Below are 25,865 nucleotides of genomic sequence, written 5' to 3'. Positions count from 1 at the left end.
ACCATCCAGCAAAGCGGCCAAACTGGCACCCGCCGGGGAGGAAGGGGGAGGGGCAAGCGGACGAGGCGCAAGGCGCAAGGGGCAGGGGGCGGGGGAGCAATTTGTCCGTATTGCGATATGAGTTGTCCTGTCGGCGGTGTCGCGGCGCGTGCAGGCGAAGTAGTGTGTTGGGGGCCAGGGAACGAATGACAACGCCATCGACAACACAAAACAACGACCCTCAGGAGACAAACATGGATGCGACCTTGCAGGCCGTCGCCGGCGGCGAGCGCGGTTCACCGGCTCGATCGGTGATCCTCGGCGCGGGCATCGGCAACGCGCTGGAGTGGTACGACTTCGCCTCTTTCGTGCTGTTCTCGCGCTACTTCTCGACCCAGTTCTTCCACGCCGCGGACCCGACGGCGGCTTTCCTCTCCACGCTGGCGGTCTTCGCCGTCGGCTTCCTGCTGAGGCCGATCGGCGGCATCTATTTCGGCTGGCTGTCCGACCGACGTGGCCGGCGCTTCGCGATGGTGGCGTCGATGGCTGTCACGGCCGCCGGCTGCCTGGTGATCGCGGTGGCGCCGACCTATGCGTCCATCGGTCTGCTGGCGCCCGCGTTGCTCGTCTTCGGACGTCTGCTGCAGGGCTTCGGCCTCGGCGGCGAGATCGGCGCCTCGTTTACCTTCCTCGTCGAAAGCGCCCCCGTGCACCGGCGCGGCCTGTGGTCGAGCAGCATGTTCATCGCGATCACGGGCGGCTCGCTTCTGGCGAGCGCCGTCGGACTCGTCCTCACGCAATGCTTCTCCGCTGACGAGATGACCCGCTTCGGCTGGCGCATCCCGTTCTTCTTCGGCGCGGTGCTGGGCGTCTACGCGTTGTTCCTGCGCGGTAGTCTCAAGGAGACGTCCGCGTTCGAACTGGAGCAGAGCGGGGGGCAGTCGGGGGGGCGTTCGCAATCGATGCTCGAGGCGATCTGGGAGCATCGGACTTCGGTGCTGCGGATCATCGCACTGACCGCCGGGCCGACGTTGACGTTCAACACGTGGATGTCGGGCGCGATCACGTACGCCACGCACTTTCGGGGCGTCGATGCGCGGCAGGGCCTGTGGGCGCTCACGATCGGCTGTCTCGTCTACATGGCGGTGCAGCCGGCGTGGGGAGCGCTGTCCGATCGCATCGGCCGCAAGCCGAACCTGCTGATCGGTGCCGGCGGCTCCGCGTTGGCGATCGTACCGCTGCTGATGCTGATCGACGGTGCGTTCGCACGGCTGGCGCTGGCGATCTGCGGCGGGCTGGTCGTGCTGGCGGCATGGACGGCCATCGCGCCGGCCGTCTACGCGGAGCTGTTCCCGACGCGCATCCGGGCGACCGGCGTGGCGATTCCCTATTCGCTCACGGTAGCGATCTTCGGCGGCACGGCGCCCTATCTGCAGAACTGGCTGGCCGATCACGGCCAACTGGGGTGGTTCGCGGGGTATCTGATCGTATTGAATCTGCTCACCGTCGTCGCGGTGTTGTGGATGCCGGAGACGCGCGGCAAGGCACTGGAATGAGCGGCGCAACGGCCGGCGCGGTGTCGGGACTTCGGCTCCGGCGCCGATCCGTGCAAACCCTGATGTCTGGCGCGAAGCGATAAGGAAAGAATGAAACCGACATTCATTCCTATCGGGCCAGGGGGCACGCTATGCAGACCCGGATCATTACCGCGCAAGACGTCCTGTTCTTCGAGTCGAGAATTTCGCCGTCGCCGATGGTGGGACTGGCGTTCGAGTTTCCGTCCGGCGGCGGCGTCGAGCCGCATGTGCACCCCTATGGCCAGGTGCTGTACGGCGGCGAGGGCATCATGTGCGTCGACACGCCGCGCGGCACCTGGGTGGTGCCGCCGCAGCGCGCCGTATGGATTCCGCCGATGACGCTGCATGCCGTGCGCCTGCGCGCATCCTTCGGCATGCACAATCTGCTGATCTCGCCGCATGTCGTGGCGGATTTTCCGAAGACGTGCGAGCCGCTCGTCGTCTCCAATCTGATGCGAGAACTGATCCTGCGTGCGGCCTCGACCGACGAGCCGCTCGTGCGCAAGCGCCACGTCGACAAGTTCTTCGAGATCATTCGCGACGAGCTGGAATTCAGCGATGAGATGCCGCTGTCGCTGGAAATACCGCGAGAGCGGCGTCTGGCGAGGTTATGCACGCAGTTTCTGCGAGAGCCGTCCGACAACAGGACGCTGCAGGAGTGGGGGGATCACGTGGGTGCCAGCGCCCGCACGCTCTCGCGCCTGTTTTCGCGCGAGCTGAACATGACTTTCGACGAATGGCGGCGGCACGTGCGCCTGCAGGAGGCGCTTTACCGGCTGGCCGAGGGAAGGACGGTGTCCGCGGTGGCCAACGAACTCGGCTACGAAAGCACGACCGGCTTCATCGAGATGTTCCGCAAATCATTGGGACGTACGCCGGGGCAGTACTTCGCCTGATCGCCCGAATGCATGATTGCTCGATTGCGTGGACGAGGAAGTCCGGCGTCGCGGAGCGGGGGCGTTGGGGCGAGGGATGGGAGATGAGGGAGATGAGGGAGATGAGGGAGATGAGGGAGATGAGGGAGATGAGGGAGATGGGAGAGACGGCGAGGCGCCGGCACGTCATCGGGCGGCGCTCTTGCCGACGTCCCGCCATGGCGGGACGTGCTGCATCGGCAGACGACCGCCGACGATCAATGATGATGGTGGTGCTTGCGATGACCGCGGCGCTTGCCGTGGCGATCGTCGTCGTCATAGGAGTTCGAGCGCGACATGTTGCCGCCGAGCGCCGCACCGGCGCCGCCGCCGACGGCCGCGCCGATCAGGCCGCCCGAGCGTCCGCCCATCGCGTTGCCCGCCGCCGTGCCCGCGCCGCCGCCGAGTGCGCCGCCGATGATCGCGCCCGTGCGCTCGCGACGGTTCGACGTCATCGCCCCGCCTGCGCCGCCGCCCACGGCACCGCCGACCACGGCGCCGGTGCTGCCGCCCAGCGCGCCGCCGACGGCCGCGCCCGCGACGCCGCCCAGCGCACCGCCGAGGGCATTGTTCATATCACTGGCCGAGGCCGTCAGGGAGGTGGCTGCTGCCAGCGTGGCCGCGGCCACGATCGGGAGAATTCGCTTGAGCATGTGGCTTGATTAAGAGTCGTTGTGATGCGCTGCAAAGTATAAAGACGCCCCGCTCGCGCGCCGCCTGGCCAATGTTGCGGCTTTCGTAAGACGGGTAACAAAGTGTTACCTGGCGTGCAATCGTGGGCGTTCCGTTATACAGCATCCGCGCGCGTGCGGCGCCGTCCGGGTGCCTTCATCTCCGCCACGTACCGATACAACTGTGCCGCGGCCGGCGAGAGCGGCCGGGCCTTGCTGCGGATCATGCCCACGCGCCGGGTCACCACCGGATCGATCAGCGGCACGCTCGTGAGCAGCGGATGGTCGCCGCCCGGCATTGCCATCGTGGGGACGGCCGCCACGCCGAGTCCGGCCTCGACGAGCCCCAGCATGGTCGTGACGTGCTGCGTCTCGCAAATGCTCGGCGGGCGTTGCGGCAAGCCGGTGAGTGCCTGATCGAGCAGCAGCCGGTTGCCCGAGACCTTGCCCACGGTGATGTAGTCGTACTCATACAGCTCGCGCCACGTCACGCGCTTCTTGCCGGCGAGCGGATGATCGCGCCGGCACGCCGCCACGTATCGTTCCTGCAGCAGCAGTTTGAACTCGACGTTCGGCTCCTGGCTGCCGATGAAGTTGAGCCCGAAATCCGCCTCGCCATTCACGACCGCCGCGAGCACCTCGTTCGCGCTTGCATCGAGCACCGAGATGCGGATGCGCGGAAACGCGCGGTGGTAGCGCGAGATGACCTGCGGCATGAAGTAGTACGCCGCCGATGGCACGCATGCGATGGTCACATGCCCGAGGCTCGGCGAGGCCACGTCGCGAATGCCGAGCAGCGCATTATCGAGGTCGTCGAGAATCCGCTCGGCATCGCGCGCGAACGCCCGGCCGACATTGGTCAGCGCCACGCGCCGGGTGCTGCGCTCGAAGAGCTTCACGCCGAGCGCTTCCTCGAGCTTGTCGATGCGCCGCGAGAGCGCCGGCTGCGAAATATGGATCGACTCGGCCGCGCGACGGAAGCTCGCGAGTTGCGCGACCGCGCGAAAGGCCTGCAAATCGTTCAGATCGAAGTTGATCGCCATGAGACGCGGGAAGTGAAAAATGTCGGATGCATCATTATCCGTCGATTGATAGCGCATGAGCATCAATTCTTCCAAAACTTGCAATTCACAAACGGGGAACTTCCGGCGCAACATTGGCGGCCTCAAAAGCGTCCGTGACGGTGCGACACGTCCCACGGGGTGACATGCCCCTGGCAGAGATGCAATGCGACGATTCACTGGCGGCCCGATCCCATGGGCTGCGGAAACACGGAGACAGCGCATGTCACAGCGCCCCCAAGACGCGGTTTCGCGTCGCCCATCGAAAGCCGGCGCGGTCCTGCGCGTGACTGCCGGCAACTTCCTCGAGCAGTTCGATTTCTTCCTGTTCGGTTTCTACGCCACCCAGATATCCCGCGTCTTTTTCCCGACCGACAGCGAGTTCGCGTCGCTGATGCTGACCTTTGCCGTGTTCGGCGCGGGCTTCCTGATGCGACCGCTGGGCGCCATCGTGCTCGGCGCCTACATCGACAAGGTGGGCCGCCGCAAGGGCCTGGTCACGACGCTCGGGATCATGGCGAGCGGCACGATCCTCATCGCGTTCGTGCCGGGCTACGAGACCATCGGGCTCGCCGCACCGGTGCTCGTGCTGATCGGCCGTCTGCTGCAGGGCTTCTCGGCCGGCGCCGAGCTCGGCGGCGTGTCGGTCTACCTGGCCGAGATCGCCACGCCGGGCCGCAAGGGCTTCTACACGAGCTGGCAATCGGCGAGCCAGCAGGTCGCCATCGTGGTGTCGGCCGCGCTCGGCTATGGGCTCTCGCTTTCGCTCACCGCGCAGCAGATCGGTGCGTGGGGCTGGCGTCTGCCGTTCCTCGTGGGCTGCATGATCGTGCCGGTGATCTTCATGCTGCGCCGCTCGCTGCAGGAAAGCGACGAGTTCAAGCAACGCAAGCGTCACCCCGCCCTGCGCGAAGTCTTCCGTTCGATGGCCGCCAACGCGGGCGTCGTGATCGGCGGCGCGCTGCTCGTGGCGCTGACCACCACGGCGTTCTACCTGATCACCGTCTACGCGCCGACGTTCGGCAAGAGCGTGCTGCATCTGAGCAGCACCGATGCGCTGCTCGTCACGCTGTGCGTGGGGGTGTCGAACTTCCTCTGGTTGCCGGTCGGCGGTTCGCTGTCGGACCGCATCGGCCGTCGCCCGGTGTTACTGCTCTTCGCGGGCCTCACGCTCGTGACGGCCTACCCGGCGCTGTCGTTCCTCGTGCAGGCGCCGAGCTTCGCCCGCATGCTTGCCGTGCTGCTGTGGCTCTCTTTCCTGTACGGCATGTACAACGGCGCGATGATCCCGGCGCTTACCGAAGTCATGCCGCCCGACGTGCGCGTGGCCGGCTTTTCGCTCGCCTACAGCCTGGCGACGGCCCTTTTCGGTGGCTTCACCCCCGCGCTCTCGACGTACCTGATCCATGCCACGGGCGACAAGGCGGCGCCGGGCTACTGGATGAGCTTCGCGGCGCTGTGCGCGATTGGCGCCACGTTCGCGCTCTATCGCGGCCGCACCGGCGGCGAGGGCCGCCGCGCCGACACGGCGGAGCTTCGCAACGCCGGCTGACGCGCGACAGCGCTTTCCGGGAGACGCGTCATGCACGGGCGCGTCTTTGCTTCATCGCGTTGCCGCAGACCGCTCGCATGGTCGTGTCGCTGTATCGCCGTGCGGACGTGTCTTCGGCTTCAGAAAACCACAATCGACGAGACAACTCCATGAAAGCCATTTTTGCCCCGGCGCGCGCGCGTGCCCCCCGGCGCCCCTTCGTTGCCTTCTCGGCCTTCTCGGCCTTCGGCGCCGGCCTCCTGGCCGCCGCGCTGCTCGGCGTCGCCCCCGTCCATGCGGAAGACCTGCGCGTGATGAACTCGGGCGGCTTTACTGCGGCGTACAAGTTGCTGCTGCCGAAGTTCGAGGCGGCGAGCGGCGACCACGTCGAGACGGCGTGGGGACCGTCGATGGGCAAGGCGCCCGAGACCATCCCGAACCGTCTGGCACGGGGCGAGCCCGCGGACGCGGTCATCATGGTCGGCTACGCGCTCGACGATCTCATCAAGGCGGGCAAGGTGCGCGCGGATTCGCGCGTCGATCTGGCGGACTCGCGCATCGGCGTCGTGGTGAAGGCCGGCGACGCGGTGCCCGACGTGAGCACGCCAGAAAAGCTCAAGGCCGCACTCCTCGCCGCCAGATCGGTCGCCTATTCGGACAGCGCGAGCGGTGTGTACGTCGAGCGGGAATTGTTCAGGAAGCTGGGCATCGCCGAGCAGATGCAAGGCAAGGCCGTGATGGTGCAGAAGACGCCGGTTGCCGAGAAGGTCGCCGCCGGCGACTATGCACTCGGTCTGCAGCAGGTGAGCGAACTGTTGCCGGTCAAGGGTGTGGCCTTCGCGGGCAAGATTCCCGAGTCGTTGCAGTCCGTCACGCGCTTCGCCGGCGGCGTGCCGGTGAACGCGCCGCATCCCGAAGAAGCGAAGAAGTTGCTGATGTACATGGCCGCGCCGGCGGTCGCGAAGGAGGTCGAGTCCACCGGACTCGACGCGCTCTCGCACTGATCCGGGACGATGATGACGCGGCGCCGGCGGGAAAATTAATTTCCCTCCGGCGTCGCCAGCGGGTTTGACCGACAATGGCGTGTCAGACAACGGCGTCGCACACGACCGGCGCCACCGCCAAGGAGAGAGACACATGGCCGTCGCGCCGCCCCCGGCCGCTCAGTCGAGCGCAGCCTTCCCGCCCGCCGCTTCCCCGACATCCTCGACATCCCCGAATTCGCTGAACGACATCGTCGCGCTCGACGCCCTCGCGCTGTCCGAGGCGATCCGCGAACGCCGCGTTTCGTGCCGCGAAGTCATGCAGGCTTATCTCGTGCACATCGCGCGGTACAACCCGGCCGTCAACGCGATCGTATCGCTGCGCGACGCCGACGCGTTGCTCGCGGAAGCCGACGAGCGCGACCGTCAGCTCGCCAGTGGCCGATATCTGGGCTGGATGCACGGCATGCCGCACGCGGTGAAGGATTTCGCATCCTGCGCGGGACTGCCTACGCGCAAGGGCTCGCCGCTGACGTCCGCGGCGGCCGACACGCAGGACAGCATCGGCGTAGGGCGCATTCGCGGGGCTGGCGCGATCTTCATCGGCAAGACCAACATCTCCGAGTTCGGTCTGGGCTCTCACAGCTACAACCCGGTCTTCGGCATCACGCGCAACGCCTATGACACCACGCGCAGCGCTGGCGGCAGCAGCGGCGGGGCGGGCAGTGCGCTGGCGCTGCGCCTGTTGCCGGTCGCCGACGGCAGCGACATGATGGGGTCGCTGCGCAACCCGGCGGCGTTCGGCAACGTGTACGGCTTCCGGCCGTCGCAGGGGCGTGTGCCGTACGGCCCGACCCCGGAACTCTTCGTGCAGCAATTGAGCACCGAGGGACCGATGGGACGCACGGTCGCCGACGTCGCGCAACTGCTGGCGACGCAAGCGGGCTATGACGCCCGCAGCCCGCTCTCGATCGCGCGGGACACCTCGTCCTTCGCGAGCGCATTGCCGCGTGACGTGAAGGGCTTGCGGCTGGGCTGGCTCGGCGACTACGGCGGGCATCTGCCGATGGAAGCGGGGGTGATGGCGTTGTGCGAGGCGGCGCTGCACGATTTCACGGCGATCGGCTGCGAGGTCGAGCCCTGCCGGCCCGACTTCGCGCCGGACCGGCTGTGGCGCACGTGGCTCACGCTGCGCCATTGGCTCGTGAACGGCTCGCTCGGGGAGATGTATGCCGATCCGGCACGGCGCGACAAGCTCAAGCCCGAAGCGCGGTGGGAAGTGGCCGGCGGCGAAGCGCTGCGCGCCTCCGACGTGTTTCGCGCGTCCGTCGATCGCAGCGAGTGGTATCGCGCGCTGGCGCGTCTGTTCGAGCGGTACGACTTTCTGCTCATGCCGACGGCGCAGGTTTTTCCGTTCGATGCGCAGACGCATTGGCCGACCTCGGTGGCGGGCAGGCCGATGGACACGTATCACCGCTGGATGGAGGTCGTGATCGGGCCGACGCTTGCCGGCTTGCCGGCGATCAGCGTGCCGGTCGGGTTCGATGCGCGGGGCTTGCCGATGGGGCTGCAGATCATCGGCCCCGCCCAGGCGGATCTCGCGGTTCTGCAACTGGCGCATGCCCACGAGCAGCAGACGCAGTGGGTGCGCCGCCGTCTGCCGCCGATGCTCGGCTCCGAGTGATGTGCCGGTCGATGTGCCGCGGGCCGTTCGCGCAAGCCGCGGCCCGCGGCGTCACGGGTGGCGTGCGGCCTGCGCCTGTGCGCGCAGTGGTCGCAGCAACTCTCCCAGCGCGTTGTGATCGATCTCGTGCATGAGCGCGAGCAGACGGCCGATGTCGCCCGGCGGAAAGCCCTCGCGAGCGAACCAGCTCAGATAGTTGCCGGGGAGATCGGCGATGAGCGTGCCCTTGTGCTTGCCGAACGGCATGGGAGTGGTCACGAGACGCATCAGCGCGTCGGCGTCGAAGTCGAGCATGGCGAACGGGCGCGTGGGCGCGCCACGGATTGACAGGCAGAGGCGTCACGCTACCACACGACGGCGGCGTGCGCGCTCAGCTTGCCGAGGTGCGGGAGATGAGCAACTGCCAGCCGGCCACGCCGAACACCACGGCGAGACACCCGTCGAGCCATCGGCGCACGCGCAGATAGAGGCGTCTCGCCGCGCGTGTCGAGAACAGGACGGCGTAGCCGCAGAATACCGCCATGCCGATGGCGGCACAGCCGGGCACCACGAGGGTGGGCATTGCACCGTCCGGCCCCGACGAGAGTGCGACGATCGACATCCAGACCAGCACGGCCTTGGGGTTGGTCAGATGAAGCAGCGCGCCGCGAAGATACAGGCGGCGCAGTGACAGCGTGCCGTCGGCGTCCGCGGGAAACGCCGACGTGGCGCCGTTCCGATCCGCGGGATTCGAGGGCCGTAGCGCCGCGCGTCCCGACTTGAACGCCAGCCACAGCAGATAGGCGCCCCCGAAGAGCTTGATCGCGACGAGGAAGTGCGAGTAAGCGAGCAGCGTGGCCGAGACGCCGAGCATGGCGACTATCGCCCAGAACAGCGAGCCGGATATCACTCCGAGGGCGAACGTCAGCGCAGGCTTGCGGCCGTGATTCGCCGCGATGGACATGATCGCCAGATTGCTGGGACCGGGGCTCGCCGTGCCGACGAAATACGCGGTGTAGGCGATGAGCAGATGTGCCGACAGGAAATGGCTGGCCGTCATGACGAGTCTCTTGCGCGGGGATGGGCGAGCATGGAACGAGCACAACGCATGGGCGGCCATGCTCCGCCTGGATCAACGCAGTGTCGCCATTGCGGGCGCGCGACGCCATGGACACTTTTTCACTTTCCGGCCGAGCCAGTTGTCTGCGTGGCCGCGCTCGGACGGGCGTCTCGCGCGTACCGGGCGTGCTGCCGGTACAGCAGCGCGGCGATGACCGTGCAGGCCAGCCCGCCGCCCAGCGTTGCCAGCGCGAAGCCTTGGGCCCTGGCGTGGCGATAGGCATCCGGCAGCCACGTGAGCGCCGGATCGAGCATGTGCCCGGAGATTGCGGTGTGTGCGAACGCCGGCGCGTGCGTCACGCCGTGCGTGCGGGCCGTTGCGGTCAGGTCCTGCGCCGCGCGGAGGTTCATCACACTGCCGAGCAGGGCGATGCCCATCGTCATGCCGGTTTGCCGGAGGGCGTTCATCGTGGCGGAGGCCATGCCGGTTTGCGCGGCGGGCGCCAGATTCATCACCATCATGCCGGTGCCGGGCACGGCGAGCCCCATGCCCAGTCCGAGTCCTGCGAATGCCGCGCCGACAACCCAATACGGCGTGCCGGCGGTGAAGGCCGTCATCGCGCACAGGGTGAGACCGATGGCGGCATAGCCCGCCACTATCAGGGTGCCGAGCGCTGCGCGATGCGCGATGCGGCCGAAGAGCAGCGAGGTGACGCCCATCGTCAGAAATTGCGGCATCAGTTGCCAGCCCGCCTGGGCGGGGGGGTGGCCCTGGGCTTGCTGCAGGAACAGCGAGAGGAAGAACAGGCTGGCGTAGCCCGAGAAGCCCAGCGTGAAGGATGCCACGTTGGCCAGACGCATGCGCGCCTCGCGCAGCATCGATACGGGCAGCAGCGGGCGCGCGACGCGGCGCTCCACCCAGACGAACAAGGCGAGCGCCGCGAACGCCACGCCGAAGATCGGCGCGAGCGCTTCGGGTGCGGCGTCCGGCTCGCCCATGCGAATCAATCCATAGGTCATCGCGCCGAGCCAGACCACGCTCAGGCATTGGCCGGCCGGATCGAACACGCCCCGGTGCCCATGAGTGCCGCCCGGAATGCCGAACATGCCGAGCGCCAGCGCCACCGCGCCCAACGGCAGATTGACGAGGAAGATGCTCTGCCAGCCCAGATGCTCGATGAGCAGACCGCCGGAGATCGGGCCGAGAACCAGCGCCAGCGCGCTGAAGGCGGACCAGCCGCCGATGACCCGCGCCCGTTCCCGGGCGTCCGGGAAGGCTTGGGTGAGGATCGGCATCGCGCTGGGAATGAGCAACGCTCCGGCCACGCCCTGGATCGCGCGTCCGGCGAGCAGGGTGTCGAGTTGACCGGCCACCGCGCACAGGGCGGAACCGGCCGTGAAAAACGCAACGCTCGCGAGCCAGATCGGTTTGTGCCCATAGCGGTCGCCGAGCGGGCCGGCGCTCAGCATGAACGCCGAGATGGCGATGGCATAGGCGTTGATCACCCATTGCAGGCCGGCCATGTCGGTGTGGAGGGCGACCTGGAGCGTCGGCAGCGCAACGTTGACGATGCTGATGTCGAGCGAGGCGAGGAATGTACCGAGGTAAGCCGCACACACCAGTGCGCGACGGCGGGACGATGACATGACGAACCCCCGAGGGTCGTGTTGAGAATGGTTCTCATCTTAATGTTTTGACTGACCGTCGGTCAATGGGAATTTCAAGCCGAGTTTGAGCACGTTGGTGCTCAGGGTCGAAGTGGCTTCGTGGCGTCAGCCGTTACACTGTCGACCTTGCCAATTCGCTTCAATGAGAGTCGGGATGCGATCGAACACACCGGTGAAGAAGGCTGCCGCGTCTAATGCATCAAGTGCGCCGCGTACAAAACCGGCGGAAGTCCGTCTGGAAGAGTTGATGGCGGCGGCCGAGGCGCTGTTTCTGGAGAAGGGCGTCGATGCCGCGACCGTGAGCGAAATCACCGAGCGTGCGAAGGTCGCGAAGGGGACGTTCTATCATTACTTCGCGTCGAAGACCGACATGCTCGAAGCGCTCAAGACGCGCTACACGCGGCAGTTCCTGGCGCAACTGGAGTCGGCGGTGCGGGCGTGTGCGCCTGACGACTGGCCGCAGCGGCTGCGCGTGTGGATCCGCACGACGATGCAGACGTACGTTGCGACGCATCGCACGCACGACATGGTCTATGCGAGCCACCATCATTACGACCGCACCAACGCGGAGCGCAATGCGATTCTCGAGCAACTGACGGACATACTGACGCAAGGCGAGGCCGCCGGGGCGTGGCGCTCGTCACCGCCGCGTGTGCTCGCGCTCATCCTTTACTCCGGCGTGCACGGGGCCACGGACGAACTGATCGGCATGCCCCGCCATCGTCACGAGGCGTTCATCGATGCGGTGACGCAAGCGTGTCTGCGCATGGTCGACGTCGGGAACGTTCCGGCCTCCGCCGCCGAATCGCCGAAGGACGCGCGGTCCCGCGGGCGTTCGGCTTGACGGGGCGACGTGGCGGCCGCCCGGCATCCACCGTACCGTCCTGTGCGCCGACGTATGCGTCGCGCCGGTTCACACTTCGATAGGAAAGCGTCGGTCGAACGTCGGCTTCACGTCGAGCGGCTGACGCAGCAATCCCACTTGCGAATAGAAGTCGGCGGTGCGCTGCTGTTCGGCGACGAGGGCGCCGTCGATGTTGCGCCATTTCGTCGCGCGTCGCGAAAACTGCAGCCTGGCCGCTTCGGGCGGGATGCCTATGATGCGCGCCATGGCGGCCGAAAACGCATCCACATGCTGATACGACCAGGCTTGCGCCCGCACGACCCGCGCGAGGAAGTCGCGCAGGATCTCCGGCTTGGCGGCGATCGCCGCATCCGTGGCCGCCAGATAGCTCAGCCCCGACCACAACCCCCGGCCATTGACCAGCACGCGACCGCGCCCCGTGGTCTCCGCCACGGCCGTGTAGGGTTCCCAGGTCGCCCAGGCGTCGACCGATCCGCTCGCCAGGGCCGTAATCGTGTCGGCGGGCGGCAGGAAGCGGAAATTCACGTCCGCCGGCGTGAGTCCGGCGGCGGTGATCGCCTTGAGCGTCACGAAGTGGCCGATGGAGCCGCGCGTGGTGCCGACGTTCCTGCCCTTGAGATCGGCGGCCGTGCGCAGCGTCGCGTCGGGCCGCACGATGACGGCCGTCCCGTAGGCGTCCGAGCGGTTCGCGCCGATGATCTTGATGGCCGCGCCCGCGGACAACGCAAAGATCATCGGTGCGTCGCCGATGGGACCGCAATCGACCGCACCGGCATTGAGCGCTTCGGCCAGGGGGGCCGCGGCCGGAAACTCGGTCCACTGGATGTCGTAGGGCAGTTGCCGCAGCGCGTCGGCTGCTTCGAGCAGCGCGCGCAGACCGCCTTTCTGGTCGCCGGCCTTGAGCACCGGTCGGCCCGATTGCGCCAGCGAGACGCCGGGCGCGACGAGTGTGGTCAGCGCACCCGCCGCGCTCGAAGTCGTGACGTACTGGAGGAAGCGGCGTCGGGAAATCGTCATGATGAAAGCCTGTCGTGGATTGAAAAAAGGAGGGGACGATATGCGTGTTCAGTGGACGAAGCCGCCCTTGACGAAGCGCACGGGGTCGTCGTCCATCTGGCGCAGCGTGGCGGTGAGGGGATCGGCACGGCGTGCTTGCGTCGCACCGCTGTCGGCGGCGTCGGGCAGGGCGGTCGTCGTCGTGCACATCAGGCCGCCATCGGCCCAGCCGCGACGGCCCGCCGGTGCGAGCGCGCGCAGCCAGCCGTCGCGATCGGCAAGCCATTCGGTGCCCGCGAGCGCCGAGGGGGACTGTCCGGCGATCTGCGCGAAGACGGCCCACGCTTGAGGTGCGTCGGCCACGCAGCCGGCGCGCTCGCCGAGCAGGTTCGTGACGGACGCTTTCACGCGCAGCGCACGCGGCGCCGACGCAGTCCGTAGCGCCGGGTCGAGCGCCGCGGCGTCGCGTTTCAATAGCAGTGTCAGGAAGCGAGGGTCTTCGAATGGCGGCGGATGGGCGGCGTCCACCGCCACGATCCGCACGCGTTGACGTCCGCGCCAGTCGGCGATGTCGCGCGCCGGCGCATTGCCGCACCTGACGGCGAGCGACGGAAGCGCCACCGGCACAGGCCAACTGCCGCCCGCGGCCATGCCGGCCGACGCGGACAGCACCCGCATGTAATCGAGGGTGGACCAGATCTCGCGGTCGCTCAGGCGGCCCGCGAAGCCGGGCATGGTCATCCCTTGCGCGTCGCGCATGCCGTACAGCACGTGCCAGAAGAGTTCGCCGTCGGCGCGACGGCTGAGCAGCGCGCTCGCCATCGTCGGCGGCCAGCGACGCAGTGTGGACGCGAGCGGTCCTTCGCCGCGCCCGTCGACGCCGTGGCAGGCGACGCAGTTCGCCGCATACACGCGTTCGCCGCGCGCGATGCTCTGCACCGTGAAGCCGTTCGGATTGGTGTGGAAGCTGGTCGGCACCGCCGCGCTCAGCCACAGCGATGGCGACGGCCACGGCGCGACCGCGAGAGCAAGGACCGCCGCCCCCAGCAGCCAGCGCCATGCGCGACGCCATATCAGCGCCAGCAGCACGCAGGCGAAGGCGAATGCGAGGGCGGCGAGCATCCACGCGAACTGCCGCGCGAGCGCGACGTCGATCACCAGGTTTTCGCCCGCGATGCGAGCGCTCCACGGCCACGCCGGCGCGCCGTGCGAATCGTCGGTGAGGCCCAGCGCGTAGAGCGCATGGAGCCCGACGGCCTGAACGGATTGCAGCGCTTGCAGCAGGGCGTTGAGCCACCAATGCGTCGGAGGCAACGTCATCGCACCCGTTCCCCGAACGAGCCCGATGACGTGCGTCGACGCGATACCGCGTCAAGAAGCTTCACCAGAACCACGACGCCCGCCATACGTTCACCAGCTTGCATCGAGCCCCAGGTGTCGCAGTGCTTCGTGGCGCAGTTCGGTGAGGCGCGTATCGCCGCGATGGCGCGGATACGGCAGATCGACGCGCAGTTCCGCGACGATGCGGGCCGGACGCGGGCTGAACACGATCACGCGTTGTGCGAGGAAAAGCGCCTCTTCGACGTCGTGCGTGACGAGCAGCGCGGAAAAGCCGGCGCGCTGCCACAGATCGACCAACTCGCTTTGCATCGCCAGCCGCGTGAGCGAATCGAGCTTGCCGAGCGGTTCGTCGAGTACCAGCAGGCGCGGATCGTTGACCAGCGCGCGCGCGAGCGCCGCGCGCTGCGCCATGCCGCCGGAGAGCTGATGCGGGAAGGCGTCGGCGAACTCCGAGAGTCCCACGCGGGCAAGCGCCGCATCCACGCGCTGACGCTCCTTGGCGAGCACGCCGCGCGCCTGAAGGCCGAGCGCGACGTTCTCGCGTACGCGGCGCCATGGGTACAGCGTCGGATCCTGAAACACCACGATGCGCGACGGATCGGGACGCGTGATGTCGGTGCCGTCCTGCGCGATCGTGCCGCGCGTGGCCGTCTCCAGTCCGGCCACGAGACGCAGCAGCGTGGACTTGCCGCAGCCGCTCGGGCCGAGCAGCGCCACGAATTCGCCGGGGGCGACGCTCAGATCGACGCCGTCGAGCACCTGCAGCGGCGATTGGCGCGTGCCGAACCAATGGCTCACGCCGCGAATGTCGATCCGCGCACCACTGTCGTTGGCGCTGACGCGGGGACTGGGGTCCGGGCTGACGCGGTTGTCGCCTGCGGCTGTCACCGCCTGCGTCGTCAAGGGCGGGGCGTCGTCGAGCGAGGCATGGGAGGTGGCCGGACTTACCATTTGACGGTTCCTTTCTGCCAGGCGAGCGCGCGATCGCGAACGGTGAAGAGCAGGGTGATGACGCCCGAGAACAACAGCGCCATGACGATCAGTGCGGCGTACATGTTCACGTACGAGGCCCAGCCCTGCGCCCATGTGAGGTACCAGCCGAGGCCGGACTTCACGCCCATCATCTCGGCGGTGACGAGCACGGAGAACGATGCGCCGAGGCCCATGAACAGGCCGACGAAGACGTTGGGCAGGGCGGCGGGAATCGCGACGCGGAGTACGAGGAACGCGTCCGACGCACCGAGCGTGCGCGCCACGTCGTAGTAGCTCTTGTTCACGCTCGCGACGCCGGACCACGTGAGCACCGCCACGGGAAACGCCGTCGACAAGGCGATGAGAAAGGCCGCTGCCGAGTAGCTCGACGGGAAGAAGTAGAACGTGAGCGGCAGCAGCGCGGTGGCGGGCACCGGGCCGAGCACGCGCAGGACCGGGTGTACCCAGTAGCCGATGGCGCGCGACCAGCCGATCGAGACGCCGATCAGAAAGCCGGCGGCGGCGCCGAGCCCGAAGCCGATGCCCAGCAGCCTGAGCGTGTTCACGGCGCTGTCGCCGAGGCGCCGCCAGTCGTCGGTGTAGACCTCGATGAGTGCTTGCGGCGGGGCGAAGAACGGCGTGGGCAGCGTGCCGGTCTTGGCCGTGAGAATCTCCCAGGCGGCCAGGCCGAGTGCGATCGCCACCAGCCACGGGCCCGCACCGGTAAGCGTCTGGCGTGCACGGAGCAGGGGCGGGGTGGCGCGTCCGGCTACGGAGAGCACGGCCAGCGCCGCGGCGACAACCAGCGCGACGACCCCCAACTCATCGGTGAAGGCCCAGTCCGCGAAGCCGACGACCTTGTTGGGCCAGCGCAGCGTGAGCGCGCCGAGCGCGGCCCACGCCAGCGCGGCGGCGAAGCCCACGCCCCACAAGGGCGGCGTGCGCGGTGCGGCGAACAGCTGATCGATTTCCGTCTCGTCGAAGCGGGGCACCGGTGCGGCGGCGTGCGTGCGCAGCGTGGCGCCGTCGACCTGCTCCGCGAGTTCCAGCGCGGCGACGGGCGAGGTGCCGCGCAGCGCAGCGTTATCGAGAATGGCACTCATGGTCGTTTATCCCAGGACGTTGGCGTAGACGTGCTGCGCCAGTTTCTGCGGATCGGTCGTCTTCTTTAGCACGCCGATACGCCGGAAGTCGTCGGCGAAGAATGCGATCTCGTCGCGCAGATCCACGCCGGTCGGATGATGGGTGTAGGTGAGGGTCGCGTAGAGCTTGCGCAGATCTTCCGGGCTGATCTTCGGCGAGTACTTGGCGAAGATCTTCGCCGCCTCGTTCGGGTTCTCGTTGACGAAGTCGGTCGCCTGCACGATCGAGCGTGCGAGGGCGCTGGCCGCCGCCCGGTCGTTGCGCACCAGTTCGCCGCGCGCGCCGATCACGCAGCACACCTTGCGTGCGTATTCGCCGGTGAGGTTGGTGGCCAGCTCCACGTAGGCGCCGTTGGTGCGCTTTTCCAGCAGGTACAGATTCGGATCGCCGTCGGCGATGGCCTGGATCTCGCCCTTGTCGACGGCCACCCCGAGCAGGTCCGCCGGGTACTGACGCCATGTGACGTCGCGATCGGCGTCGATGCCGTGCTTCGAGAGCAGGATCTGGAAGAAGTGCTTGCCGGGAGCGGCGAGATCGGACACGCCGATGGTCTTGCCCTTGAGCGACGCGAGCGTGGTCACGCCGGCCGCCTTGGCGCCGAGCAGTCGCACGCAGCCGCCGTGCGAGCTGCCGATGATCTTCACGTCGAAACCCGCTTCGAGCGGCTTGAGCCAGCGGTGGATCATGCCCACGGCGGCGTCGGCCTTGCCGGTGGCGATCGATTCGAGCAACTGGTCGGTCGAGCCGCTGTAGTTGATCAGATCGACCTGCAGGCCGTTCTTCTCGAAGAAGCCGCGCTCCTGTGCGGCCACGATGGGCGTGAGGCAGAACGAGTTCTGGTTCCAGGCGAAGGTGAGCTTGCGCGGCTGGGACCAGGCGCGACGGCCGAGCAGCAGCGCGGGCGCTGCGAGGGCGGCCGCCGTGCCGGCGCGCAGCACCTTGCGGCGCCCGGCGTGAACGTCTTGGGCGGTCGGGCTGTCCGGCGCGATGTGGGATGACTTGGCGGTGTGGCGGAACTTCATGGATACGACTCCCCTTGGCTTTTTGATGGTTGTGGGTCGGCAGTCAGTCGAGCAGATCGGGTTCGGCCTCGACGAGCCCTTCGTACAGACTCTCGAACGAATACAGCGCGCCTTCGGGGCCGCCGACCTGGCCGTGCGTGTGGCGGGCGGTCGCCTCGTCGATCGGTTGCGGCGTGCCGGCGGCTTCGGCCAGCAGTTGCGTGTGCGCGGCGTTCTCCAGCGCGATGTACCACCACGCCGCGGCCTCCACGGTCGGTCCGGCGGTGAGAATGCCGTGGTTCTTCAGGATGGCGCCCTTGACGGTGCCGCTGCCGTCGGGTTTGCGCAGCGCGTTCGCAATGCGCTGGCCTTCGCTGTCGTCGACCACCATGCCGGTGAAGTCGTCGAAGAGCGCATGGTCTTCGAAGAACCCGCACGAATCCTGCGTGAGCGGGTCGAGCGCACGGCCCAGCGTCGACCATGCCTTGCCGTAGGTCGAGTGCGTGTGTGCGGCGGCCACGAGATGCGGATGCGCTTCGTGGATCGCCGCGTGAATCGCGAAGGCCGCCTTGTTCAGCGGCCTGTCGCCGACGACCGTCTCGCCCTTGCTGTTCACGAGCAGCAGGTCGGAGACCTTGATGCGCGAGAAGTGCACGCCGAGCGGATTGACCCAGAAGTGATCGGGCAACTCCGGGTCGCGCGCGGTGATGTGCCCGGCCAGACCGAGGTCGAAGCCATGGCGCGCGAAGATGCGGAAGGCGGCGGCAAGACGCGTCTGACGATGGCGGCGCTCGGCGAGCACGTCGCTGCGCACGGGCGGGGGATCGAACCAGAAGCGTTGCCGCGGGGCGGCGTTGAGTACGAGCCCGGTCGGCGTGGTGCGCGTCGGGTGAGGCGCGGTGGGCGTTTGCGTGTCGATGGGCAGAACGGCGGCCATGACGGATTCTCCTTGGAAGCGAAGACGCGGGGGTCAGGCGGCGCGGCGCGCGGCGTCGTTCCGGCGATCGCGCTCGGCGACCAGCGTGCGCAGGCGCGGGATCAGTTCGCGCCCGTAGTCGATGGCGTCGCCCAGCGGATCGAAGCCGCGAATGAGGAACGTGCTCACGCCCAGGTCGTAGTAGTCGAGCAGGGCGTCGGCGACCTGCTCGGGCGTGCCGACGAGCGCCGTCGAGTTCGAACGCCCGCCGATGAGCTTGGCGATCTCCGTCCACAACACCTTGTCCAGGCGCGCGCCCTTGTCGGCGGCCGCGAGCAGACGTCGCGCGCCTTCGCTTTGCAGGGCCGAGCCTTGCGGCAGGCCGGCCGCTTCGCGAATGGCCTTGGCTTGCGCGAGGATCTGGTCCGCGCGCGCCCAGGCCTTTTCCTCCGTCTCCGCCAGGATCGGGCGGAACGACACCGAGAAGCGCGGCACGCGGCCATGCACGGCGGCCGCGGCGCGCACGCGCGTGGTGAGTTCGCGTACCTGGGCGAGCGATTCGCCCCACAGCGCATAGATGTCGGCATGCCTGGCCGCGACTTCGAGCGCGGCTTCCGACGCACCGCCGAAGAAGATCGGTACGTGCGGCTGCTGCACTGGCTTGACCTCGGAGAAGCCTTGCTTGAAGCGGTAGTACTTGCCGTCGTGATCGAACGGTTCGTTTTCCGTCCAGATACGGCGCAGGATGCCCAGGTACTCGTCGGTGCGCGCGTAGCGCTCGTCGTGCGAGAGGAAGTCGCCGTCGCGGGCCTGCTCGTCGTCGGAACCGCCCGAGATGAAGTGAACCCCCAGACGTCCGCCGCTGAACTGGTCGAGCGTGGCGATCTGGCGTGCGGCGAGCGTCGGTGCGACGAAGCCCGGACGGTGAGCGAGCATGAAATGGATGTTCTCGGTCACGGTCGACGCGTAGGCGATCGTGAGCGTGGCCGACGGACTGGTGGAATGGTGCGGCACGAGAATTCGGTCGAAGCCGGACTGCTCGTGAGCGCGGGCGAAGTTGCGCACGTAGTCGCGATCGACCGCGGGGCCCTTCTGCGGATGTATTTCGGATTGCTTGCTGCTTTGAATCATGCCGATGATCTCGACGCTCATGAACGCTCTCCTTGATGTGGGGTAGGGGACGCGTGCACGGCGACGTGGGTCGGTTTGCGCTACACGCCCATCGATCGGAACAGACGGTGAACGGGAGTGAGCCTACGCAAACAATCTTCGGCCGTTAAATAATCTTTTTCGCAAAGATTATTCGATATGGATGGTTGGGCGAATGCGCGCCGCGCCTTACGCTATGGGCGTTGCGTAATCCGGCGCATGGCGCCTGGCGCGTATTTGCTTATTCCAGAAATCATGTCTTCTTTCAGCTCGCCCAGCGCTTTGGACGCTTTGGCGCGGTCCTCCGAGGCATCCGCATCACCGGCGTCATTCGATTCGTCGGATTCGACGAGGAGTTTCGGGTCATCCGCTGTCGCGCGCACCAGCGCGGTGCTTGCGCTGCCGCGGGCGGAGGGTCCGGCGCGTCTCGCGCAACTTGACGCCTTGCTCGCCCCGATCACGCGCGCTCTTGCCGAAGGGGCTGCCGCGCTCGACCGCGAGGCGCGCTTCCCGTTCGAGAATTTCGCGCTGTTGCATCGTCATGGACTGATTGCCGAAGTGGTGCCACGTGACCTCGGTGGCGGCGGCGCCGGGCTGGCGACCGCGCGTCGCATCGTCGGCGCCGTGGCGGCCGGGGAGTCGGCGACGGCGCTCGTGTTGACGATGACGTATCTGCAGCATCGCTCGCTCGTGCGCGAAAGCACGCGCTGGCCGGAGGCGCAGCGGCGCGCCGTGTTCGAGAGCGCGGTGCGCGATGGGGCGCTCATCAATGCGCTGCGTGTGGAGCCGGAGCTCGGCACGCCGGCGCGCGGCGGATTGCCGTCGACCGTGGCGCGTCGCACGGCATCGGGCTGGCGTCTGTCGGGTCGCAAGCTTTATTGCACCGGTATTCCCGCGTTGCGCTGGCTGTCCGTGTGGGCGCGCACCGACGAGCCGGAGCCGCGCGTCGGCGTCTTCCTCGTGCCGCGGCCGGACGGTTCGCGCGACACGCCCGATCGTCCGGGCATTCGCGTCGTGCCGAACTGGGATCATCTGGGGTTGCGCGCGTCGGGTAGTCACGAGGTCATCCTCGAAGACGTCGATCTGCCGTTCGGCAATGCCGTCGACATCCGTCCGTTGCACGAGTGGGCGCCCGCGGGCATCGGCCAGCGCGACAACGATGCGCACATCGAACAGCAGGCGTGGATGAGCGTGCTGCTCGGCACGCTCTACGACGCGGTGGCGCGGGCGGGCGTCGACTGGCTCGTCGCCTTCCTGAACACACGGGTGCCGGGCAATCTTGGCGCGCCGCTCGCGAGCGTGGCGCGGGTGCAGGAGACGGTCGGCGAGATTGCCGCGCTGCTGCACGTCAATCAGCGTCTGCTCGATGCCGCGGCCCAGGCGGCCGACGCGGGCACGCCCGACGACGACATCGCCAGCGGCGCGCTCAAGTTCACCGTGACGGGCAATGCCATTCGCGTGCTCGAACTGGCCTTGCAGCTCTCGGGCAACCATGGGCTTTCGCGCAACAATCCGCTCGAGCGCCACCATCGCGACGTGCTGTGCAGCCGCATCCACACGCCGCAGAACGACACCATCCTGGGCGCGGCCGGCCGGCGCGCGCTCGCTGCTTTTCGGGAATCCGTATGACCGTTGGCATCACCGCAATTCCAGAGGGCGTGGCGCCGGCCACGACCCGGCACGATCTGTCCGAGCACGATTACGACGCACTCGATCCGTTGCGCACCTTCGTCGCGGCGTTTTCGCGGCTGCTGGAGCGTCGTCCGCACGAGAGCACATTGCTCGAAGAAGGCGCGGGGCTGCTCGCCCAGTTGGTGGCGCGCGACGACTGGTTGCCCGACGCCTTCGCGCAACCCCATCCCGAGCACTACCAGCAATATCTGCTGCATTGCGATTCGGCGCAGCGTTTTTCCATCGTGAGCTTCGTGTGGGGGCCGGGGCAGCGTACGCCGATACACGATCACACCGTATGGGGGCTGATCGGCATGTTGCGCGGTGCGGAGGATTCGCAGCCCTACGTGCTCGACGCGCAGGGCGTGCCCGTCGTTGCGGGCGAGCCGGTGCGGCTTGTGCCGGGCGACGTCGAGGTGCTTTCGCCGCGTCTGGGCGACATCCATCGCGTGAGCAATGCCCATGACGACCGTGTCAGCGTGAGCATTCACGTGTACGGCGCGAACATCGGCGCGGTGCATCGCAGCGTGTTCACCGAAGCCGGCGAGCGCAAGGGGTTCGTCTCCGGTTACGCCAATGCGCGCTTGCCGAATCCCTGGGGACGTGCGGTGCCGCGCGTCTGACGAAGCGCGACGCCTGCCGCAGCGCATCATCGAGCGCCGCGCGCTTGCCGGCCGCTTCTGCCACAATGACCGTCTGCGTGCTGCTTCCCGGGCCTCCCTGGCCTCTCGATCTGCGTCATGGGGCGTGCACGGCCGACCGAATTTACGTTTTTCGAATTCAAGGAAACCCCGTGGCTTCTCATTCGAACGATACGCCGTCGCGGACGGCCGACGATGCCCGACCTGCCGAGCCGTCTTTCCCCGAATTGACCTATGGCGACGTGCGCGCCGCGCTGCTCGCCGGTGAGGAAATCGCGTTGCTCGACGTGCGCGAGGAAGATCCGTTCGCCCAGTCGCATCCGCTGTGGGCGGCGAATCTGCCGCTCTCGCGGGTGGAGATCGAGGCGTGGGCGCGCATTCCGCGTCGGGACACGCGCATCGTCGTCTATGGCAAGTACGGTGGCGACGATCTCGCGCCGCGTGCGGCGGCTGTGCTGCGCAAGCTGGGCTACACCGACGTCAACCGGCTCGCGGGCGGACTCGACGGCTGGATTGCCGCGGGGGGCGAAGTGTTTCGCGATGTGAACGTGCCGAGCAAGGCCTTCGGCGAGTGGGTGGAGGGGGTGCGTCATACGCCGTCGCTGTCGGCGCAGGAGGTGCAGGCACTGCTCGATGCCGAGGCGGACGTCGTCGTCGTGGACGCCCGCCGTTTCGACGAATACCAGACCATGAACATTCCCGGCTCGACGAGCGTGCCCGGCGCCGAACTGGTGCTGCGCGTGCGCGAGCTCGCGCCGGATCCGGCCACGCGCGTGATCGTCAACTGTGCGGGACGCACGCGCAGCATCATCGGTACGCAATCGCTGGTCAATGCCGGGTTGCCGAATCCCGTGGCGGCGCTGCGCAATGGCACCATCGGCTGGACGCTCGCGGGACAGACGCTCGAGCGAGGCGCCGATCGCCGTCATCCCGCGGCGGTGCGCGAGGCGACGCTGGCGGTGGCCCGCGAGGGCGCGCGCGCCGTGGCCGATCGGGCGGGCGTGAAGCGCATCGCGCTGGAAGACGTGCCGTCGCTGAGCGTGCCGGGGCGTACCGTGTATCGCTTCGATGTGCGCACGCCCGAGGAATATGCGGCGGGACATCTGCCCGACTTCGCGAGTGCGCCGGGCGGGCAACTCGTGCAGGAGACCGATCATCAGGCGCCGGTGCGTGGCGCCTGGATCGTTCTGACGGACGACGATGGCGTGCGTGCCGACATGACCGGCTCGTGGCTCGCGCAGATGGGGTGGACCGTATACGTGGTGGAGCCGCATGGCGCCGAGGCGCGCAGTGCGCAGGGCGGATGGCCGCTGCACACGCCGAGCGCGCCCGACGTCGCCACGGTCACGCCGGCACTGCTGGCGCGTTGGTTGGAAGACGCGTTGCCGGGGCAGATTGCGGTGCTCGACTTCACTTCGGGCGTGAACTACGTCAAGCGCCATATTCCTGGCGCGTGGTTCGTGATTCGCGCGCGTCTTGCCGAAGCGCTGCGCAAGATCGGTCCAGCTCAGCGCTACGTGCTCACTTGCGGCTCCAGCCTGCTCGCGCGTTTCGCCGCGAACGACCTGCGCGCGCTGACCGATGCCGAGATCGTTGTCCTCGACGGCGGTACGCAGGCCTGGATCAACGCCGGATTGCCGCTCGAATCGGGCGAGACGCGGTTGGCGAGTGCGCGCGACGATCGTTATCGTCGTCCGTACGAAGGCACCGATAACGCGGCCGAGGCCATGCAGGCGTATCTCGACTGGGAGTTCGGGCTGGTCGATCAACTGCATCGCGACGGCACGCATCGTTTCCAGGTGATCTGACACGGTGCCGCGCCGGCATGCCGGCGCGCGTACTGCGCGAGCAACCAGACGTGGCATACTCCGGTTCTTCCTGTGTTTGCCGCCTGGTGCCTGCGCCCCGTGGCGGCGGCCGACCCGTATTCGATTCCACCATGGCACTGCAGCGCTTCATTGCCCGCCGACTGGGCGCCCTCATCGAACCGAGCACCCGGATTCCGTATGCCTGGGTGTATCACGAGCCGGACGTGTTCCTGCAACGCGCGTCCTCGCTCACCGTCGCCAAGAAATATCTGCATCGGCGATTGCGGCTCGCCGTGAGCGGGCAGGCGAAGCTCGAGGTGCGCCATGTCGCGCCGGACGCGCGCGTGCTGTGGATCTATGGCGGCAAGGCGTCGGTGGGCGACGCGGTGATGGACCTGTCCGGCCGCGCCCTGCTGCGTGAGCGCAAGGGGCCTGTGGACCTGTTGATCTCGCCGAGTCTGAAAGCCGTCTTCGAAGGGGACGACATCTTCCGGCATGTGTTCGACGATCCGGCTAGCGTCAATGCGGCCGATTACGACGTGGTCGTGCTGCAGGAATTCAACTATCCGACGCTAAGGCTCAAGCGCAGGTTTTTCCCGTCGCTGCCGTTCGCGTGTCTGTTCCGTTTCTTCCACGGGCCGGACCGCAACCAGACCCAGTTCAGCCTTGCTGCGGTGAACGACGTTTTCTCGCTCGGTCTGGCGTCGGACGAGCTCTTCGCGCGGGCCAAGCCCTATCTTCGCGAGGAGTCGGATCTGCCCGAGGCGATCGCCCGGCAACTGCCGTGCGGGCCGTTCATCGTGCTGGGCATGGGCGGTGTGGAACCGCGTCGCACCTATGCGCACTGGCGCGAGTGCCTGCAGGCTTACGACGTTGCCTACGAACCGGGCATGCCGGCGGGCGTCGTCCTGCTCGGCTCCGGCAATGGCGTGGATGCGGCCAAGGGGCTCATGGAGGCGAAGTTCGTGCATCTGCGACTGACGTCGTTCACCGGCCAGTTGACGTTGCGCGACGCGAAGCGCGTGATTGCCAATGCCGCACTTTTCGTGGGGGCCGATGGTGGCTTGATGCACGTGGCGCATACCACGTCCACGCCGAGCGTCACGCTCTTCGCGAAGGCCGAGCCGCCCTACCTGCGCTTGACGCCGCGTTGCCAGTCCACGCCGCTGCAGACCGAGTCCGACGTCAGTGCGGTGGCGCCGGGAGCGTTGGCCGACACCATTATCGAGACCTTGCGGAGCCTGCCGAGCGCGTCGCGATGAGTCCCGGGGGCGCCGATCATCGGGGCCACACGAGAACCCGCGCGGCTTTATTGTGCACCGTTCAGGCAGCCGTGCCGGCGAGTAGCGAGTCGAGGGAAGCGACGAAGCCGGGCGGCCGTTGGCGATTCGCTTCCGCGACGAAAGCGCGGAACGCGTTGCTGCGTTCCAGCCAGGGCGTGATATCGCCAACGACGGTGAGTTTGACGCCGTAGTTCACCATCTTCTGCAGGACGTCTCCGGCCAGACGGGTTTCGAGCCTGAAAAAATTGTCATGAAGGGTGGCGGTTTCGACTGCAACCCAGTCCACATCGTTTTCCCATGCAGCGGCGAGCAGTTGGGAGACGTCTGCCTCGCTGGCGAGCGTGCCGGCGGGAGCTTCCCAAATCAGGATACGTTTGCGATCGACGGTCTCGATGCGATGCGGCATGGTGTTGTCCGAAGAAGAGTGAGGCGGATAGCCGGCGGCGACATCATCGTGGTGGGCGAAGCGATGATGACGTCAAATAATGAATTGCGGCTGATATTTTGATCGATCGAGATAGCGAACGCCAGATGGCAAGCGTGGCGGGGGTTACTTTCGGTTGGCGTCGATGGCGGCCCGGATCAGTTGGGCGAGGCTTTTTTCGTCGATGGGGTCGTTCTGGTGGAAATCGATGGCGCGTCGGGTGTTGCCTTCGAGGCTGGCGTTGAACAGGTGGTGGGGATCGGGGAGGGAGGCGCCTTTGGGGAAGGTCATTTTGACGGCATTCTTGTAGGTTTCACCGGTGCAGAGGATGCCGTTGAGGGACCAGACGGGGACGCGCCATTTCCATTCCTCGGTGATATCCGGGGAAGTTTGGGTGACGATTTTGCGGAGTTTGGCGAGAGTCGTGCCGCGCCAGTCGTTGAGTTCAGCGATGCGGGCGTCGATGAGGGCAGCGGCTTCGGCGGCGTCGGGAAAGGACTTCTTCATGTCGGTGTCTGCGCATCACGCTGGCCAATATCAAGCCGATGA

Annotated in this window: 24 protein-coding genes; 10 read left to right on the top strand and 14 right to left on the bottom strand. The window is 67.4% G+C overall.

Translation table 11 applies throughout. The features are described from left to right. The first annotated feature begins 233 nt into the window (after positions 1-233). A complete protein-coding gene (locus tag RO07_RS26125) occupies positions 234-1,535 on the top strand; it encodes an MFS transporter (RefSeq protein ID WP_052266703.1) in 1,302 nt (433 codons plus the stop codon). 131 nt (positions 1,536-1,666) lie between these two features. Further along, on the top strand, positions 1,667-2,452 hold the full coding sequence (locus RO07_RS18265) for an AraC family transcriptional regulator (RefSeq protein ID WP_084072688.1): 786 nt from the start codon (positions 1,667-1,669) through the stop codon (positions 2,450-2,452). A gap of 236 nt (positions 2,453-2,688) precedes the next feature. Here the strand turns inward: RO07_RS18265 and RO07_RS18255 are convergent, their stop codons facing one another. Together RO07_RS18255 and RO07_RS18250 are read right to left on the bottom strand one after the other, a co-directional pair. Continuing rightward, positions 2,689-3,123 carry a hypothetical protein gene (locus RO07_RS18255; RefSeq protein ID WP_039404671.1) on the bottom strand — a complete coding sequence of 145 codons (435 nt, stop codon included), beginning with the start codon at positions 3,121-3,123 and terminating at the stop codon, positions 2,689-2,691. A 134-nt stretch (positions 3,124-3,257) separates the two neighbouring features. Then, positions 3,258-4,184 (bottom strand): LysR family transcriptional regulator, encoded by a 927-nt coding sequence (locus RO07_RS18250; protein WP_039412792.1) that lies wholly within the window; start codon positions 4,182-4,184, stop codon positions 3,258-3,260. 241 nt (positions 4,185-4,425) lie between these two features. Here RO07_RS18250 and tcuC point away from each other — a divergent pair, with 241 nt between their 5' ends. From tcuC to RO07_RS18235, 3 genes are all read left to right on the top strand, one after another. Further along, positions 4,426-5,754: an MFS transporter gene (gene tcuC, locus RO07_RS18245; protein ID WP_039404668.1), complete on the top strand. Its 1,329-nt coding sequence runs from the start codon at positions 4,426-4,428 to the stop codon at positions 5,752-5,754. 149 nt (positions 5,755-5,903) lie between these two features. Beyond that, complete coding sequence (locus RO07_RS18240; protein WP_039404665.1) at positions 5,904-6,737, top strand: substrate-binding domain-containing protein; 834 nt, start codon at positions 5,904-5,906, stop codon at positions 6,735-6,737. A 133-nt stretch (positions 6,738-6,870) separates the two neighbouring features. Next, positions 6,871-8,400 (top strand): amidase, encoded by a 1,530-nt coding sequence (locus RO07_RS18235; RefSeq protein WP_084072687.1) that lies wholly within the window; start codon positions 6,871-6,873, stop codon positions 8,398-8,400. Between the two features lie 51 nt (positions 8,401-8,451). Here the strand turns inward: RO07_RS18235 and RO07_RS18230 are convergent, their stop codons facing one another. From RO07_RS18230 to RO07_RS18220, 3 genes are all read right to left on the bottom strand, one after another. Further along, positions 8,452-8,694 carry a DUF3820 family protein gene (locus tag RO07_RS18230; RefSeq protein ID WP_039404663.1) on the bottom strand — a complete coding sequence of 81 codons (243 nt, stop codon included), beginning with the start codon at positions 8,692-8,694 and terminating at the stop codon, positions 8,452-8,454. A gap of 76 nt (positions 8,695-8,770) precedes the next feature. Beyond that, a complete protein-coding gene (locus RO07_RS18225) occupies positions 8,771-9,439 on the bottom strand; it encodes a LysE family translocator (RefSeq protein WP_039404661.1) in 669 nt (222 codons plus the stop codon). Positions 9,440-9,558: 119 nt separating this feature from the next. Further along, the gene (locus RO07_RS18220; RefSeq protein WP_039404658.1) at positions 9,559-11,085 is read right to left on the bottom strand and encodes an MFS transporter; all 1,527 of its coding nucleotides are present in this window, start codon (positions 11,083-11,085) and stop codon (positions 9,559-9,561) included. A 175-nt stretch (positions 11,086-11,260) separates the two neighbouring features. On the opposite strand from RO07_RS18220, the gene RO07_RS18215 reads away from it, so the two are divergent. Further along, positions 11,261-11,950, top strand: coding sequence for a TetR/AcrR family transcriptional regulator (locus RO07_RS18215; protein ID WP_072637093.1), 690 nt, complete (start codon positions 11,261-11,263; stop codon positions 11,948-11,950). A gap of 69 nt (positions 11,951-12,019) precedes the next feature. On the opposite strand, the gene RO07_RS18210 is transcribed toward RO07_RS18215, so the two are convergent. The 7 genes from RO07_RS18210 to RO07_RS18180 form a co-directional block, all read right to left on the bottom strand. Beyond that, positions 12,020-12,988 (bottom strand): ABC transporter substrate-binding protein, encoded by a 969-nt coding sequence (locus RO07_RS18210; RefSeq protein ID WP_039404655.1) that lies wholly within the window; start codon positions 12,986-12,988, stop codon positions 12,020-12,022. 48 nt (positions 12,989-13,036) lie between these two features. Continuing rightward, positions 13,037-14,287 carry a c-type cytochrome gene (locus RO07_RS18205; RefSeq protein ID WP_039404653.1) on the bottom strand — a complete coding sequence of 417 codons (1,251 nt, stop codon included), beginning with the start codon at positions 14,285-14,287 and terminating at the stop codon, positions 13,037-13,039. A gap of 90 nt (positions 14,288-14,377) precedes the next feature. Continuing rightward, complete coding sequence (locus tag RO07_RS18200; protein WP_039404651.1) at positions 14,378-15,259, bottom strand: ABC transporter ATP-binding protein; 882 nt, start codon at positions 15,257-15,259, stop codon at positions 14,378-14,380. Beyond that, positions 15,253-16,383: an ABC transporter permease gene (locus tag RO07_RS18195; protein ID WP_237171289.1), complete on the bottom strand. Its 1,131-nt coding sequence runs from the start codon at positions 16,381-16,383 to the stop codon at positions 15,253-15,255. Before RO07_RS18195 ends, RO07_RS18200 begins: the two co-directional genes overlap by 7 nt. A gap of 6 nt (positions 16,384-16,389) precedes the next feature. Further along, the gene (locus tag RO07_RS18190; RefSeq protein ID WP_039404649.1) at positions 16,390-17,445 is read right to left on the bottom strand and encodes an ABC transporter substrate-binding protein; all 1,056 of its coding nucleotides are present in this window, start codon (positions 17,443-17,445) and stop codon (positions 16,390-16,392) included. A 43-nt stretch (positions 17,446-17,488) separates the two neighbouring features. Next, positions 17,489-18,361 (bottom strand): class II aldolase/adducin family protein, encoded by an 873-nt coding sequence (locus RO07_RS18185; protein ID WP_039404647.1) that lies wholly within the window; start codon positions 18,359-18,361, stop codon positions 17,489-17,491. Between the two features lie 33 nt (positions 18,362-18,394). After that, a complete protein-coding gene (locus tag RO07_RS18180) occupies positions 18,395-19,492 on the bottom strand; it encodes an LLM class flavin-dependent oxidoreductase (protein ID WP_039404646.1) in 1,098 nt (365 codons plus the stop codon). A gap of 387 nt (positions 19,493-19,879) precedes the next feature. On the opposite strand from RO07_RS18180, the gene RO07_RS18175 reads away from it, so the two are divergent. The 4 genes from RO07_RS18175 (at position 19,880) to RO07_RS18160 (ending at position 24,871) form a co-directional block, all read left to right on the top strand. Then, positions 19,880-21,118, top strand: coding sequence for an acyl-CoA dehydrogenase family protein (locus RO07_RS18175; protein WP_039404645.1), 1,239 nt, complete (start codon positions 19,880-19,882; stop codon positions 21,116-21,118). Next, complete coding sequence (locus RO07_RS18170) at positions 21,115-21,783, top strand: cysteine dioxygenase family protein (RefSeq protein WP_084072685.1); 669 nt, start codon at positions 21,115-21,117, stop codon at positions 21,781-21,783. Before RO07_RS18175 ends, RO07_RS18170 begins: the two co-directional genes overlap by 4 nt. A gap of 245 nt (positions 21,784-22,028) precedes the next feature. Beyond that, positions 22,029-23,609, top strand: a complete 1,581-nt coding sequence (locus RO07_RS18165; RefSeq protein WP_039412782.1) for a rhodanese-related sulfurtransferase — start codon at positions 22,029-22,031, stop codon at positions 23,607-23,609. Between the two features lie 131 nt (positions 23,610-23,740). Continuing rightward, a complete protein-coding gene (locus RO07_RS18160) occupies positions 23,741-24,871 on the top strand; it encodes a glycosyltransferase family 9 protein (RefSeq protein ID WP_052266701.1) in 1,131 nt (376 codons plus the stop codon). A gap of 61 nt (positions 24,872-24,932) precedes the next feature. Here the strand turns inward: RO07_RS18160 and RO07_RS18155 are convergent, their stop codons facing one another. Together RO07_RS18155 and RO07_RS18150 are read right to left on the bottom strand one after the other, a co-directional pair. Continuing rightward, the gene (locus tag RO07_RS18155) at positions 24,933-25,298 is read right to left on the bottom strand and encodes a DUF4180 domain-containing protein (RefSeq protein WP_039404644.1); all 366 of its coding nucleotides are present in this window, start codon (positions 25,296-25,298) and stop codon (positions 24,933-24,935) included. A gap of 144 nt (positions 25,299-25,442) precedes the next feature. Further along, positions 25,443-25,823: a DUF1801 domain-containing protein gene (locus RO07_RS18150; RefSeq protein WP_039404642.1), complete on the bottom strand. Its 381-nt coding sequence runs from the start codon at positions 25,821-25,823 to the stop codon at positions 25,443-25,445. Positions 25,824-25,865 lie beyond the last annotated feature (42 nt).

Origin of the sequence: Pandoraea pulmonicola (assembly GCF_000815105.2) — a bacterium.
Taxonomy (GTDB): Bacteria; Pseudomonadota; Gammaproteobacteria; order Burkholderiales; family Burkholderiaceae; genus Pandoraea; species Pandoraea pulmonicola.
This window is presented reverse-complemented; position numbering and strand designations above follow the sequence as displayed.